We start from the raw sequence: 13,153 nt of genomic DNA, 5'->3' as shown, positions 1-13,153 counted from the left end.
GCACCGGCGAAGCAAACGGGGGATAGTCAACCACATGATGATGACGCGGTGCATCCTCGCCGATGCCGCCGCGCGGATCGAGCGCTACTCCGCTCGCACGGCTTCGGTGGGCGCAGGGCGGAGGATCTGCGGGCGCCTGATCACGAGTGACAACAGCGCGGCGATCGCGCAGAGCGCAGCCCCACCCCACCACGCGTACGTATAGGTGCCGAACACGTCTCGGATGACGCCCGCTCCCAGTGCAGCCGCGGCCGCCCCGATCTGGTGCGCCGCGAAGACCCAGCCGAACACGATCGTGCCGCGATCGCCGAAGATCTCGCGACACAACGCCGCAGTGGGCGGAACCGTGGCGACCCAGTCCAGGCCGTAGATCACGACGAACAGCACCATGCTCGGATGCACGACATCGGAGAGGAGCCAGGGGAGGAGAACCAGGCCGACGCCCCGGAACGCGTAGTACGTGACGAGGAGGATGCGCGGATCGAACTTGTCGGTGAGCCAGCCCGATGCGATCGTGCCGGCGATGTCGAAGATGCCCACCACAGCGAGCAGGCCCGCCGCGGTCGTGGTGGCCATCCCGTGGTCGTGTGCCGACGGGATGAAATGGATGCCGATGAGCCCGTTGGTCGTCGCGCCGCAGATCGCGAACGCGAAGACCAGCGCCCAGAACGACGGCTTCTTCGAGGCGAAGGCGAGTCCCTCGAGCGCGCGTGTGGCGGCGTTCCCCGTGGCCCGCGCGGGCGGAACGTAGGTGGCGGGATCGGCGCCGAGGGGGAACACTCCGCGATCCTCGGGGTGATCACGCAGCACGAGCCACACCACGGGCACTGCTGCGAGGGCGACTCCTGCCACCAGCAGGGAGGCCGTGCGCCAGCCGGCGCTCTCGGCGAGGGCTGCCACCGGAGGAAGGAAGATCAATTGACCGGTCGCAGAGCCCGCGGTGAGGATCCCCATCACCAGCCCTCGACGACGGACGAACCATCGGTTGGCGATCGTCGCGGCGAACACCAGCGCCATCGATCCGGTACCGAGTCCGATGAGAAGTCCCCAGAACAGGAGCAGTTGCCAGGACGCGGTCATCAGCACACTGCCGCCGGCGCCGAGGGCGACCAGGGTGAGCGCGGTGGCGACGACCTGGCGCACGCCGAAGCGATCCATGAGTGCGGCGGCGAACGGTGCGGTCAGCCCGTAGAGCAGCAGATTGACGCTGACCGCGAGGGACATGACCGTCGTCGACCAGCCGAACTCCTCGTTGAGCGGCACCATGAGGGCGCCCGGCGCGGCTCGGAAGCCGGCTGCGGCGAGCAGGGCGAGGAAGGCGACGGCGGCGACCCACCATGCGGGGTGGATGCGGCGCCGGGTGGGGGTGCCGTCGCGCCAGTCGGCATTCGTCGGCTCGGAGGGAGGGGTCATCGTAGAGGCCTCAGCATCAGGGGTATGTAGCTTTCGTGAAGAAAGCTACACTAGTCGGAACGTCTGCCGCCACCGGAGGGGGAGTGTCATGCCACTGAGGTCGGACTGGTCCGAGGAGTTCTGCCCGATCCGTCGTTCGCTCGACGTGCTCGGCGACCCGTGGGTGCTGCTCATCGTCAGAGATGTGCTGCACGGGCGCGGACGCTTCGATGCACTGCGCGAGAACCTGCAGATCTCCGAGCCTGTGCTCAGTCGTCGACTGTCGGCGATGGTCGACGCGGGTCTGTTGACGCGCGTGGACTACCTCGACGGCACACGCACCCGGCAGGGCTATGCGGCGACGGAAGCGGCAGCCGAGCTGCTGCCGATCCTGCAGCAGCTCGCCCTCTGGGGGGAGCGGCACACGGCGATGCCCGAGGGCGGCGCTCACATGGCGATGATCCACGAGAGCTGCGGACACGAGACACACGACGGGGGAGTCTGCAGCGCTTGCGGGGAGCGGCTCAGCCCCGAGCAGATGACCTGGGTGAAGCCGTGGAAGAACGCCATCGACCGGCTGCAGCCCGCGGGAACGCTTCGCTGAGGCGACGTCGATCGTGCTGATGATTGTCGGCTGCCGGCGCTAGGGTTCTCGCATGCCGAAGCTCAGAGTGCACAACCTTGCCATCTCGCTGGACGGATACGCGACGGGGGAGGGGCAGTCGCTCGAAACGCCGTTCGGACACGCGGAGGATCGACTGATGCGGTGGTTCTTCCCGACCCGTACCTTCGTGAGCATGAGCGGTCACGACGACGAGGCCGTCGGCGCAGGCAGCCGGGGTGTCGACGACGCGTTCGCCGCGGCGACCAATCACGAGATCGGTGCCGAGATCATGGGGCGTCGCAAGTTCGGTCCGCAGCAGGGCCCCTGGGAAGACGAGTCCTGGAGAGGATGGTGGGGGGAGGAGCCGCCGTTCCATTCGCCCGTCGTGGTACTCACGCATCATCAGCGTCCCGATCTCGCAGTCGGCGAGACGACCTTCCTGTTCCGTGAGCTGGCGCCGGCGGATGCCCTTGCGCTGGCGTTCGAAGCGGCGGCGGGCAAAGACGTGCGTCTCGGCGGCGGTCCGACCGTCGTGAAGGAGTTCCTGCAGGCCGACCTCGTCGACCATCTGCACCTCGTCGTCGTGCCTATCGTCCTCGGCCGCGGCGTACGCCTGTGGGACGGACTGGAAGCTCTCGAGGAGCGCTTCGTCGTCGATGTCACCGCGTCGCCGTCGGGCGTCGTGCACTACGTCTTCACTCGCCGATGAGCGTGGCCACCGCCGAGCGAGGTGAAGGCATCCTCACGCGGACCGTTGTGCAGTTCTTCGTCGGTGGCCTTGCGGTGTTCACCGCAGCCTTCTTTCTTCTTGCGAGCATCCCCAGATCCGAGTACGACGGCATCGCGACGCTCACCGGATGGGCCGTGGTCGCTGTCGTCATCGCGGTGCCCTCGATGATCGGGGCGATGATCATCGGCATGCCACTCCGGCTGGCGCCCGCGTGGCGCTCTCTGTGGCTGGCCCATGGAGAGATCACTGTCGTGGGAGTGATCCTCGGCATGGGCGCGTGTGTGGCCGGCGCAGTCACCGGGCAGGCCGGCTTTGGAGCACTGATTGCGGGCTGGGTGCTGCTGACGTTCTCCATCGCGCACTTCGTGTGGCCGTCCCGATGGCGCCGGCGGCCGGCGGGCCCACTCGAACAGTCTCACCTCCAGACGTAGGGGACTGCGGGAGAGCCCGGTGCTCTCGTGTCTTTCGTTCAATCTGACATAATGTGCATTATCGGATACTCCGGTATCACTGAACCCTACGTGCGAGACTGACCGCATGCAGCGTGCATTGACGATCGATGGATTGGCGAACGCCCGTGATCTCGGCGGGCTGGAACGTAATGGCGGTTCGATGACGCCGAGCAATGTGTTCGTTCGCGCTGAGCGCCTCGATCGCGTGACGGCATCAGGATGGGACCGACTCATTGCGCAGGGAGTCCGTACCGTCGTCGACCTGCGCCGCCCTCAGGAACGTTCGGGGCTCGTTCCCGACGGTGTTCGACGTGTGAACGTCGATCTCGACGGCGACGATCGTGAGTTCTGGGAGCCTTTGGAATCCGACGGACGATGGGGCACGCCACTCTACTATCGTTCTCACCTCGATCGACTTCCTCATCGCCTGGCAGCGGTCATGACGGCGTTCGCCTCCGCCGATGACGGGGCGGTACTCTTTCATTGCAGCGCGGGATGGGATCGAACGGGATTGGTGTCCGCCGCTCTCCTGCGCGCACTGGATGTGACGGAAGACGCTGCGGCGGCTGACTACCTTGCGTCTTTCTCCAACGCAGACACCATGGCGGCGCTGCATGAACGCTCGTTCGAAGCCGAGGAACGTCGAGAGATTCTCGCTCGCTTCGGTCACACCGCAGACACAGCGTTTCGAGATGCGTATCGGAACATCGATCTGGATGCGTGGTTCGACCGCGCGGAGCTCGACCGCACCACACGCAACGCGATCAGGACGTGGCGTGGTGCGATCGAGCGGATGCGCGACTGAGACGAAGCGCGGAACTCAGCGACTCACGCTCCGACGTAGGCGGCGAGGTGCTCCCCCGTGACCGTCGTTTTTTGGGATACCAAATCAGCGGGCGTTCCCTCGAAGACCACACGACCACCGTCATGCCCCGCACCGGGACCGATATCGAGGATCCAGTCGGCGTGGGCCATCACGGCCTGATGGTGCTCGATGACGATCACGGTCTTCCCCGACTCGACGAGGCGATCCAGGAGCCCGAGGATCTTGTCGACGTCAGCGAGGTGGAGACCGGTAGTCGGCTCATCCAGCACATAGACGTCGCCCTTCTCCCCCATCTGGATCGCGAGCTTGATGCGCTGACGCTCCCCGCCGGAGAGCGTCGACAGCGGCTGTCCGAGCGACAGATAGCCGAGCCCGACGTCATCCAGACGCCCCAAGATGGCCGTGGCCGCAGGCAACTTGGCCTCGCCCTCTGCGAAGAACACGCGCGCCTCGGAGACGGGCAGATCGAGCACCTCCGTGATGTCCTTGCCGGCGAGCTTGTACTCCAGCACGCTCGCTTGGAAGCGCTTGCCACCGCAGTCCTCGCACGGCGTCTCGATCGAGTCCATGAAACCGAGCTCGGTGATGATGACGCCCGCACCCTTGCAGGTCGGGCAGGCGCCCTCGGAGTTCGCGCTGAAGAGGGCCGGCTTGACGCCGTTCACCTTCGCGAACGCCTTGCGGATCGGCTCGAGAAGACCGGTGTACGTGGCCGGATTGCTGCGACGAGAGCCCTTGATCGCCCCCTGATCGATCGCCACCACGCCGTCGAGACGAGACACCGACCCATGGATCAATGAGCTCTTACCGGATCCTGCGACGCCGGTGATGACGGTGAGGACACCGGTGGGGATGTCGACATCGACGTTCTGCAGATTGTTCGCCGTCGCGCCGCGCACTTCGATCGTCCCGTTGCCTGCGCGTACGGTCTCCTTCAAGGTCGCACGATCCTCGAGGTGATCACCTGTTCGCGTGCCGCTCGCCTTCAGACCGTCGACGGTGCCTTCGAAGCAGATCTCGCCGCCCGCACTGCCCGCCCCGGGGCCGAGGTCGACGACATGGTCCGCGATGACGATCGTCTCCGGCTTGTGCTCGACCACCAGAACGGTGTTGCCCTTGTCGCGCAGCTTGATGAGAAGGCCATTCATGCGCTGGATGTCGTGCGGATGCAGCCCGATCGTCGGCTCGTCGAACACATAGGTGATGTCGGTGAGCGACGAACCGAGATGACGCAGCATCTTGATGCGCTGTGCCTCTCCCCCGGACAACGTCCCGGAGGGACGTTCGAGGCTGAGGTATCCGAGCCCGAGCGTCACGAAGGCGTCGAGATTCGCACTCAGCGCCTCGAGCAGCGGATCGGCCCCCGGCAGGGAGAGCCCACGCACCCAGGAAGCGAGATCGGTGACCTGCATCCGACAGGCATCGGCGATGCTCACGCCCTCGATCTTCGACGAGCGTGCGCCTTCGGTCAGCCGTGTGCCGTCGCAGTCGGGGCACACGGCGAACGTCGCCACCCGTTCGACGAACGCACGGATGTGCGGCTGCAGCGCATCGAGATCCTTCGACAGCATCGCCTTCGTGATCTTCGGGATGAGGCCCTCGTAGGTCATGTTGATACCGGAGATCTTGACCTTCGTCACCTCGCCGTAGAGGAAGAGATGCCGCTGCTTCTCGCTGAACTGCTCGATCGGCTTGTCGGCCGGGTAGAAGCCGGACTGGGAGAACCCCTTCACCATCCAGCCGTCGGCGGTGTAGCCGGGCACCATGATCGCGCCCTCATCGAGGGACTTCGACTCATCGACGATCTGGGAGAGATCGAGATCGGAGACCGCTCCCCTGCCCTCGCAGCGCGGGCACATGCCACCGAGATAGATCGCATCCTTGACGATCTTCTTCTCACCGCCGGGCCCGGTCATCACGCCGCTCGCCCGCTGCGTGGGAATGTTGAAGGAGAACGCCGTCGGCCCCCCGATATAGGGGCTGCCCAGCTTGCTGAACAGGATGCGCAGCATGGCGTTCGCATCGGTCACGGTGCCGACCGTCGACCTCGGATTCGCCCCGAGGCGTTCCTGGTTCACGATGATGGCGGTCGTCAATCCCTCGAGCACATCGACGTCGGGTCGAGGCACAGACGGCATGAATCCCTGCACGAACGCGCTGTACGTCTCGTCGATCATGCGCCGCGACTCGGCCGCGATGGTGTCGAAGACGAGCGAGCTCTTTCCGGAACCGGACACGCCGGTGAACACCGTCAATCGGCGCTTCGGGATGTCGACACTGACCTCTTTGAGGTTGTTCTCCCGAGCGCCCTGGACGCGGATCAGATCGTGGCTGTCGGCGGCGTGTGAGTCAGAAGACATCGGCATCCTTCGAGATATGAGGCTGAGAGATCAGCCGGCCTGGTTGATTCGGAGCAGATTGCCCGCGGGATCGCGGAAGGCGCAGTCGCGCACACCGTAAGGCTGGTCCATCGGTTCCTGAACGACATCGGCGCCCTGTTCGACGAGACGCTCGAACAGCTGATCGAGGTCGTCGCTCGCGAGCGTCAACGCGCCGTAGCTCCCCTTGGCGATCAGCTCGAGGATCGTGCGTCGCTCGTCCTCGGTGATGCCGGGATCCGTTGCCGGCGGATGCAGCACGATCGACGTCTCGGGCTGACCGGCGGGGCCGACGGTGAGCCAGCGCAGACCGTCGTAGCCGACGTCGTTGCGCACCTCGAAACCGAGTGCATCTCTGTAGAACCCGAGAGCCGCGTCGGCGTCGGTATGCGGGAGGAAGGCGTAGTGGATGCTGATGTTCATGGTGCTCACGTTAGGTGCGCATCGGTGCGCGGTGCTTCTTGATTCCTGATCGGTCTGGTGACCTGTTTGGCCTGGAAGACGGGAATGCCCTCCACGTGCGCGGCTCGTTCACGGTACACGCTGGGTGGGACACCGACGAGCTCGGTGAATCGCGTGCTGAAGGTGCCCAACGACGACGACCCGACTTCGAAGCACACCTCGGTGACGCTGAGGTCTCCGCGGCGGAGAAGGGCCATGGCGCGTTCGATCCGCCGAGTCATCAGGTACGAGTAGGGCGACTCTCCATATGCCTCCCGGAACCTCCGGCTCAGGTGCCCGGCAGACATGTGCACACCGCGCGCGAGAGCCTCGACGTCCAGTGGTAGCGCGTACTCCCGGTCGATACGATCCCGCACTCTCCTCATCACTGCGAGTTCGCGCAGATGAGCCTCATCGTCCGGTGCCACGAGATGATCCTGCCATGACCGCGCATCTCGCTCCATGACCTTCGACGACGCGCACCGAGAGTCCTCCCCCATGGAGCAACGTGGGAGCGCTACCCTGAGTTGATCCTCACAGGATCTTCTCAGAAAAGGGGTCCCCCATGTCCGAAGCACTCACCGAGGCGAAGTCACTCTTCAAGTCGATTCGCATCACTCTCGCGGTCTCCGGTGTCATCGCCTTGATCGCCGGTATCGTCCTGCTCGTGTGGCCGGTCAAGTCCGCCGTCATCGTGACAGCGATCTTCGCCTCCTACCTCGTCATCGCCGGTCTGGTCTACATCGGTCTCGGCATCTTCTCGAGCGCGAAGGGCGGATGGGCGCGCATCGGCCACATCGTGCTCGGCCTGCTCTACATCGTCGCCGGCGTCATCGCGTTCGCCAACCTCGGCGTCGCAGCCGCCACGCTCGCTCTGGTCGTCGTCATCTTCATCGGCATCAGCTGGATCGTGGACGGTGTCGTGGCTCTGACGCTCCTCGGCCAGGACGGATCGCGCGTCTGGACGCTCCTCTACGCCGTGCTCAGCATCATCGCGGGAATCGTGGTCCTGTTCTCGCCGGTGATCGCCGGTCTGGCGTTCTGGCTGTTCTTCGGAATCTCGCTGGTCATCCTCGGCATCGTGCAGATCGTCCGCGCGATCACGATCGGCAAAGAGGCGAAGGGCTTCGTCGCGTCCGTCCAGCAGGACGCCGCAGCCTGAGCTTGCTCGAAACCGAATGAGGCCCCTCCTGCACCAGCAGGAGGAGCCTCATTCACGTATACGAGGTCTACTCGGCGGCGAAGGCGCTCACGTCGCCGACGAGGCGGGTGTTGTCGGCGGGCACCGGGTCGACCGCAGCCTGTGCCACCTCGGCGGCGAACTCCGAGACGTTGTAGAGCTTGCCTGCCGATTCGCGACGTTCGGCGATCGCGCCCGGGTTCGCGCGCTCGAGCAGCGTCGCGGTGATCGTGCCCTCGATCATGTCGCCGGAGACGACCGTGAAGCCGATCCCCTTCTCGGCGAGCCCAGGGATGAGCTCTCGCAGCGCATCCTCCCCCGCGCGCTTGGACAGCGCCACGGGCTCGTACTCGGGCATGGTCGGGGTGGTGCGAATGAAATGCGCCTGGTGGCTGGTCACGAAGACCACGCGTGACCCTTCACCGAGAAGCGGCGTCGCTGCGTCGAGCACGTTGACCTGCGCATCGCGGTTCAACGTGAGCGCGTAGTCGGCGGCCATGCCGGACTCCATGCCGCCGGAAGCGTTGAGGACGAGCACGTCCAGTCGGCCGTACTCGGCCCGGATCGCCTCGAACATCGCGGCGATCGACTCGGGGTCGGTGAGGTCTGCGCCGACGACGAGAGCGCGGCCGCCGAGCTCGCGCAGTTCCGCAGCGAGCTTCTCCGCGCGCGGGGCCTTGTTGCGGAAGTTGATGACGACGTCAGCGCCCGCCTGAGCGAGGTACCGCACGGTATCGGCGCCGATCCCCCGCGATGAGCCGGTGACAAGAGCGACCTTGCCGTCGAGAGAACCTGCGGGAAGAACGTCGGTCACGGTGACTCCTCTGGTGCGTGAAACGCCGCGATCACACGGCTCGACCAGACTACCAAGGCAGCCACGCGCCGCCGAGATCGCGCCGTGACCACATGATAGGTTGACCGAAAGGAGGCCGCATGGACAATTTCGCGACATTCGTAGAGTTCATCGACCAATGGGCATGGATCGGCTGGTTGATCCTGATCGCCGTCTTCCTCGTGATCGAGATGCTGACGCTGGATTTCACCTTCCTGATGCTGAGCTTCGGCAGCGCCGTCGGTTTGCTCACCGACTTCGTCGGCATCCCCGTCTGGGTCCAGGTGCTCATCGCCGCCGCAGCGGCTGCGCTCTTCATCCTCTTCCTCCGGCCTCCGCTCATCAAGCGGTTGCACCGAGGAGAGGATCCCACCAAGTCGAACATCGACGCCCTCATCGATCTGCGCGGTACGGCCCTGCAGGACGTCACACAGATCTCCGGTCAGGTCAAGCTCAGCAACGGAGACACCTGGACCGCCCGCACCGCCACGTCCGTGCCGATCCCCCAAGGTTCCGCGGTCGCCGTCACGGCGATCTCCGGGGCGACCGCCACCGTCCGTCCCGTCAATGACTAGGAGCAGTTCATGAACGACACCTCGTTCATCCCCGCCGCAATCGGCTGGATCCTCGTGATCGCGATCATCATCTTCGTGGTGGTCACCCTCGCACGATCCATCCGCATCATCCCGCAGGCCACCGCCGGCGTGGTGGAGCGGCTCGGGCGCTACCACAAGACCCTCATGCCCGGTCTGAACATCCTCGTGCCGTTCATCGATCGTCTGCGGCCGCTGATCGATATGCGCGAGCAGGTCGTGTCCTTCCCACCCCAGCCCGTCATCACCGAGGACAACCTGGTCGTCTCCATCGACACCGTCGTCTATTTCCAGGTGACGGATGCCCGTGCGGCCACGTACGAGATCGCCAACTACCTCGGCGCCGTCGAACAGCTCACGACCACCACGCTGCGTAACGTCGTCGGTGGCCTGAACCTCGAGGAAGCGCTGACCAGCCGCGACAACATCAACGGACAGCTCCGTGTGGTGCTCGACGAGGCCACCGGCAAGTGGGGAATCCGCGTCGGACGTGTCGAGCTGAAGGCGATCGATCCGCCCATCTCCATCCAGGACTCCATGGAGAAGCAGATGCGCGCCGAGCGTGACCGTCGCGCGGCGATCCTGACGGCAGAGGGAACGAAGCAGTCCGCGATCCTCGAAGCGGAAGGTGCTCGTCAGGCGGAGATCCTGCGGGCCGAAGGTGACAAGCAGGCAGCGGTGCTGCGTGCACAGGGCGAGGCAGAGGCGATCCAGAACGTCTTCAGCGCGATCCATCAGGGAGCGCCAGATGACAAGCTGCTGGCGTACCAGTACCTGCAGATGCTGCCGAAGATCAGCGAAGGCCAGTCCAACAAGCTCTGGATCATCCCGAGTGAGCTCACCGAGGCGCTCAAGGGCATCGGCAGCGCCTTCACACCCAAGCCCGGACAGCCGCCCATCAACCCGACGCCCGGCGTGTGACACACCCGTACTTCGACAAGGCGCGTCACCCTCGAGTCCTCGCCCACCGCGGTCTACTGACCGTTGCGGGCGAGGACTCCGGTGTCTGGGAGAACTCCGCCGCCGCATTCGCCGCCGCCCACGCCGCGGGCGTGGACTTCATCGAGACCGATTGTCAGGTCACGGCAGACGGAGATGTCGTGCTGTTCCACGACGCCACGTTGGAACGGCTCATCGGTGACCCGCGAGCAGTGAGCGACGTACGCACACGGGAGCTTGCTTCCCTGTTCGCCGACCATGGCGGTCTGCTCTCGGTCAGTGAGGCACTCGACCTCTTCCCCGACGCACGGTTCAACATCGACGTGAAGACGGATGCCGCGATCGACCCTCTCGGGTCGATCGTGGCCGAGCACACGCATCGGGTGCTGCTGACAAGTTTCTCCGACGCTCGACGTCGAGCCACGATCGCGTCGGTGATGCGGGCCGGTGCCGCGATGAGGCCGGCGGCATCAGCCGGAAGTCGCACGATCGCTGCGGTACGTGCGCTCACCGCCGCGCGCTTGTCCCCCGCCCGTGCTCTTCGCGGAATCGACGCGCTCCAGATCCCGGAACGCCACGGAGCGCTGCGTATCCTCACCCCCGCACTGCTTCGGGGCGCCCAGCGCCATGGCGTCGAAGTGCACGTGTGGACCGTGAACGAGCCCGCCGACATGATCAGGCTCGCGACCGCAGGAGTCGACGGCGTAGTGTCGGACCGCGCGGACGTCGCTCTCGCGACTCTCCGCCGCTCGGATCCGCCACGCCGCACATAACCCGCCGCGCTGGGATTCAGCTGTGAATCCCGCCGCGAATCCGCGGACGTGGATGAAGCGCACAGGCTGGAGCGTTATACCTGACAGCGACGAGAGGACCACAAAATGGCAGATCGCAGCCTGCGCGGCATCCGACTCGGCGCCCAGAGCCTACAGAGCGAAGAGGGCGTCGTTTTCATGGAGCGCCGCGAGACCACCTACACCTGTGACACATGCGGTCACGTGACGAACCTGATGTTCTCGGCCGACGCCGAGCCGCCGCAGACCTGGGAATGCCGGTCCTGTGGAGCCGACGCCCGGTTGAACATCGACGGACAGGCCGTGACGCTGGAAGTGACCGACGAGAAGGCCGCACGTACGCACTGGGACATGCTCCTCGAGCGTCGGACGCGTGCCGAACTCGAAGAACTCCTCGAGGAGCGCCTCGCGTTCATCCGTGCACGACGTGGCGCGGGCGAAGACCCGACCAGGGAGAAGATCGGCGCCTAGCGTCGGCGGGCCCGCCACCATCCGACGGCGAGCGTGCCCAACCCGCCCCAGAGCAGCAGCAGCTGCACCCAGGGGCCCAGGACGACACCTGCTGTGAGGCCGGACCGGAGCTCGACATCCTCGAGCATCGCTCCGGCCTCTCCTGCGTCCAGGCTCGTGACGGTGGAGCCATCGGGTCGGATGATCTGGCTGGTGCCCACCGTGGAGATGTTGACGACGCTGCGTCCCGTCTCGATCGCCCTCATGCGGGCGAAGGCGAGCTGTTGGAGATTCTCGTCCGTGCCGCGAAAATCGGCGTTGTTGGTCTGGAACACCAGCACCTGTGCCCCGGCGTTCACGCTCTCCGTGATCACGTCGTCGTAGATGACATCGAAGCAGATCGCGAGGCCGACACCGATCCCGTCGACGTCGATCAGCGGAGGGTTCTCCCCCGGCGTGTACTCGCGCTGAATCAGTCCGATCAGATCCGGGGCGAGTGCGTTGAAGAACGGGCGATCCGGCACGTACTCGCCGAACGGCACCGGGTGCCGCTTGTCGTGCAGCTGCGTGGCCCCGCCCGCGTCCGTCCACAACATCGACGTGTTGAAGTATCGCCCTCCGCGTCCGGTCGCGGCATTCGCCAGCAGAGGTGCGCCGATTCGGGTCGTGATCAACGTCATCCGTCGGGCGAGCACCTCATTCTGGAACGGATCGGTGTCGAGCGAGCCCTCGGGCCACACCACCAGGTCGACATCCTTTCCGTAGAGAGGAGCCGTGGCGTCGGTCTGCGCGTCGATCACCGAGAACGCGGGGCGCTCGTCGAAGTAGCCCGTCGGCCCGTTGCCCTGCACCGCTGCGATGCGCATCGACCCGGAAGAGATCGTCGGGAATGCCGGGGTGAGAGCCAGCACGACGATCAGCGCGGCCGGCACGATGAGGGGAAGCGGAGCCCGCCAGAGCCGAAGCCGTACCGCTTCGATCAGCACGGCGACAACGAGCACCATGACGAATCCGAGTCCGCTGACACCGATCCACGACGACACCGAGGCGAGCGGGCTCTCCGCCTGACTCATCCCGATCCGCGCCCAGGGGAAGCCCCCGTACGGCCAGGAACCCACGAAGACCTCGCGCCCGATCCACAGAGCTGCCACGACAGTCGGCAGCAGGAAGAGACGCGCTCCGGTGCGCGGGACGGCACGGGGGATCCAGCGGTAGGCCAACGCGATCGGCACGAGCGCCAGACCGGTCAGCAGGCCCTCGAGCACGCTGAGCGCCGCCCACGGGACGGGACCGAGATAGCGCGACGTCCACGAGACCAGGAGTGCGAAGAACGGGATGCCGTAGATGATGCCGACGAGGAACGCTCCCCAGAACCTCCGACCGATCATCGAGACCAGGAGCAGCGCGGTCGCCGGAAACGCCAGGATCCACACCGCCGCACCGGGATACGCCAAGTACATGAGCAGAGCGGCCGCCAACGCGGCGAGGGAGGCCGCCCAGAGCGGCAGAAGAGGGCGCTCAGGCGCGAGAGGCTCGGACATCCCT

The 13,153-nt window shown here is 65.7% G+C and carries 15 protein-coding genes; 9 read left to right on the top strand and 6 right to left on the bottom strand.

Going from position 1 to position 13,153, the window contains the following annotated elements:
• Window positions 1-84: 84 nt before the first annotated feature.
• Window positions 85-1,413 carry an MFS transporter gene (locus P0Y60_10515; protein ID WEK59799.1) on the bottom strand — a complete coding sequence of 443 codons (1,329 nt, stop codon included), beginning with the start codon at window positions 1,411-1,413 and terminating at the stop codon, window positions 85-87.
• Window positions 1,414-1,501: 88 nt separating this feature from the next.
• Between P0Y60_10515 and P0Y60_10510 the strand changes: the two genes are divergently transcribed.
• The 4 genes from P0Y60_10510 (at window position 1,502) to P0Y60_10495 (ending at window position 3,983) form a co-directional block, all read left to right on the top strand.
• Window positions 1,502-1,996: a helix-turn-helix domain-containing protein gene (locus P0Y60_10510; protein WEK59798.1), complete on the top strand. Its 495-nt coding sequence runs from the start codon at window positions 1,502-1,504 to the stop codon at window positions 1,994-1,996.
• A 52-nt stretch (window positions 1,997-2,048) separates the two neighbouring features.
• Window positions 2,049-2,705: a dihydrofolate reductase family protein gene (locus tag P0Y60_10505; protein ID WEK59797.1), complete on the top strand. Its 657-nt coding sequence runs from the start codon at window positions 2,049-2,051 to the stop codon at window positions 2,703-2,705.
• Window positions 2,702-3,157, top strand: a complete 456-nt coding sequence (locus P0Y60_10500; GenBank protein ID WEK59796.1) for a hypothetical protein — start codon at window positions 2,702-2,704, stop codon at window positions 3,155-3,157. The genes P0Y60_10505 and P0Y60_10500 overlap by 4 nt, the downstream gene beginning before the upstream one ends.
• A gap of 118 nt (window positions 3,158-3,275) precedes the next feature.
• Window positions 3,276-3,983 carry a tyrosine-protein phosphatase gene (locus P0Y60_10495; GenBank protein ID WEK59795.1) on the top strand — a complete coding sequence of 236 codons (708 nt, stop codon included), beginning with the start codon at window positions 3,276-3,278 and terminating at the stop codon, window positions 3,981-3,983.
• A 23-nt stretch (window positions 3,984-4,006) separates the two neighbouring features.
• Here the strand turns inward: P0Y60_10495 and P0Y60_10490 are convergent, their stop codons facing one another.
• From P0Y60_10490 to P0Y60_10480, 3 genes are read right to left on the bottom strand one after another with little or no spacing between them, the layout of a single operon-like run.
• Complete coding sequence (locus tag P0Y60_10490) at window positions 4,007-6,364, bottom strand: excinuclease ABC subunit UvrA (protein WEK59794.1); 2,358 nt, start codon at window positions 6,362-6,364, stop codon at window positions 4,007-4,009.
• A gap of 30 nt (window positions 6,365-6,394) precedes the next feature.
• Window positions 6,395-6,805 (bottom strand): VOC family protein, encoded by a 411-nt coding sequence (locus P0Y60_10485; GenBank protein ID WEK59793.1) that lies wholly within the window; start codon window positions 6,803-6,805, stop codon window positions 6,395-6,397.
• Window positions 6,806-6,810: 5 nt separating this feature from the next.
• The gene (locus tag P0Y60_10480) at window positions 6,811-7,209 is read right to left on the bottom strand and encodes a helix-turn-helix transcriptional regulator (GenBank protein ID WEK62898.1); all 399 of its coding nucleotides are present in this window, start codon (window positions 7,207-7,209) and stop codon (window positions 6,811-6,813) included.
• Between the two features lie 179 nt (window positions 7,210-7,388).
• Between P0Y60_10480 and P0Y60_10475 the strand changes: the two genes are divergently transcribed.
• Window positions 7,389-7,985, top strand: coding sequence for a DUF308 domain-containing protein (locus tag P0Y60_10475; protein ID WEK59792.1), 597 nt, complete (start codon window positions 7,389-7,391; stop codon window positions 7,983-7,985).
• Between the two features lie 67 nt (window positions 7,986-8,052).
• On the opposite strand, the gene P0Y60_10470 is transcribed toward P0Y60_10475, so the two are convergent.
• A complete protein-coding gene (locus P0Y60_10470) occupies window positions 8,053-8,817 on the bottom strand; it encodes an SDR family oxidoreductase (protein WEK59791.1) in 765 nt (254 codons plus the stop codon).
• A 119-nt stretch (window positions 8,818-8,936) separates the two neighbouring features.
• Between P0Y60_10470 and P0Y60_10465 the strand changes: the two genes are divergently transcribed.
• The 4 genes from P0Y60_10465 to P0Y60_10450 all read left to right on the top strand — a co-directional run bounded on the left by P0Y60_10465 (window position 8,937) and on the right by P0Y60_10450 (window position 11,629).
• Window positions 8,937-9,410 carry an NfeD family protein gene (locus P0Y60_10465; GenBank protein WEK59790.1) on the top strand — a complete coding sequence of 158 codons (474 nt, stop codon included), beginning with the start codon at window positions 8,937-8,939 and terminating at the stop codon, window positions 9,408-9,410.
• A 9-nt stretch (window positions 9,411-9,419) separates the two neighbouring features.
• A complete protein-coding gene (locus P0Y60_10460) occupies window positions 9,420-10,349 on the top strand; it encodes an SPFH/Band 7/PHB domain protein (protein WEK59789.1) in 930 nt (309 codons plus the stop codon).
• Window positions 10,346-11,140, top strand: a complete 795-nt coding sequence (locus P0Y60_10455) for a glycerophosphodiester phosphodiesterase family protein (GenBank protein ID WEK59788.1) — start codon at window positions 10,346-10,348, stop codon at window positions 11,138-11,140. Before P0Y60_10460 ends, P0Y60_10455 begins: the two co-directional genes overlap by 4 nt.
• A 105-nt stretch (window positions 11,141-11,245) precedes the next feature.
• Window positions 11,246-11,629, top strand: a complete 384-nt coding sequence (locus tag P0Y60_10450) for an RNA polymerase-binding protein RbpA (GenBank protein ID WEK59787.1) — start codon at window positions 11,246-11,248, stop codon at window positions 11,627-11,629.
• Here P0Y60_10450 and lnt read toward each other — a convergent pair.
• A complete protein-coding gene (gene lnt, locus P0Y60_10445) occupies window positions 11,626-13,149 on the bottom strand; it encodes an apolipoprotein N-acyltransferase (GenBank protein WEK59786.1) in 1,524 nt (507 codons plus the stop codon). The two genes, P0Y60_10450 and lnt, sit on opposite strands and share 4 nt — an antisense overlap.
• Window positions 13,150-13,153: the final 4 nt, after the last annotated feature.

This window comes from Candidatus Microbacterium colombiense (genome assembly GCA_029203165.1).
Classification (GTDB): Bacteria; Actinomycetota; Actinomycetes; order Actinomycetales; family Microbacteriaceae; genus Microbacterium; species Microbacterium colombiense.
The sequence above is the reverse complement of the archived record's forward strand: the minus strand, read 5'-3'. Positions and strand labels throughout refer to the sequence as shown.

Excerpts from the sequence above, each read along its gene's own strand:
- P0Y60_10480 (WEK62898.1), bottom strand. The coding sequence starts at position 7,209 with ATGAGGAGAGTGCGGGATCGTATCGACCGGGAGTACGCGCTACCACTG.
- P0Y60_10465 (WEK59790.1), top strand. The coding sequence starts at position 8,937 with ATGGACAATTTCGCGACATTCGTAGAGTTCATCGACCAATGGGCATGG.
- P0Y60_10510 (WEK59798.1), top strand. The coding sequence starts at position 1,502 with ATGCCACTGAGGTCGGACTGGTCCGAGGAGTTCTGCCCGATCCGTCGT.
- P0Y60_10450 (WEK59787.1), top strand. The coding sequence starts at position 11,246 with ATGGCAGATCGCAGCCTGCGCGGCATCCGACTCGGCGCCCAGAGCCTA.
- P0Y60_10515 (WEK59799.1), bottom strand. The coding sequence starts at position 1,413 with ATGACCCCTCCCTCCGAGCCGACGAATGCCGACTGGCGCGACGGCACC.
- P0Y60_10485 (WEK59793.1), bottom strand. The coding sequence starts at position 6,805 with ATGAACATCAGCATCCACTACGCCTTCCTCCCGCATACCGACGCCGAC.
- lnt (WEK59786.1), bottom strand. The coding sequence starts at position 13,149 with ATGTCCGAGCCTCTCGCGCCTGAGCGCCCTCTTCTGCCGCTCTGGGCG.
- P0Y60_10505 (WEK59797.1), top strand. The coding sequence starts at position 2,049 with ATGCCGAAGCTCAGAGTGCACAACCTTGCCATCTCGCTGGACGGATAC.
- P0Y60_10460 (WEK59789.1), top strand. The coding sequence starts at position 9,420 with ATGAACGACACCTCGTTCATCCCCGCCGCAATCGGCTGGATCCTCGTG.
- P0Y60_10500 (WEK59796.1), top strand. The coding sequence starts at position 2,702 with ATGAGCGTGGCCACCGCCGAGCGAGGTGAAGGCATCCTCACGCGGACC.
- P0Y60_10475 (WEK59792.1), top strand. The coding sequence starts at position 7,389 with ATGTCCGAAGCACTCACCGAGGCGAAGTCACTCTTCAAGTCGATTCGC.
- P0Y60_10490 (WEK59794.1), bottom strand. The coding sequence starts at position 6,364 with ATGTCTTCTGACTCACACGCCGCCGACAGCCACGATCTGATCCGCGTC.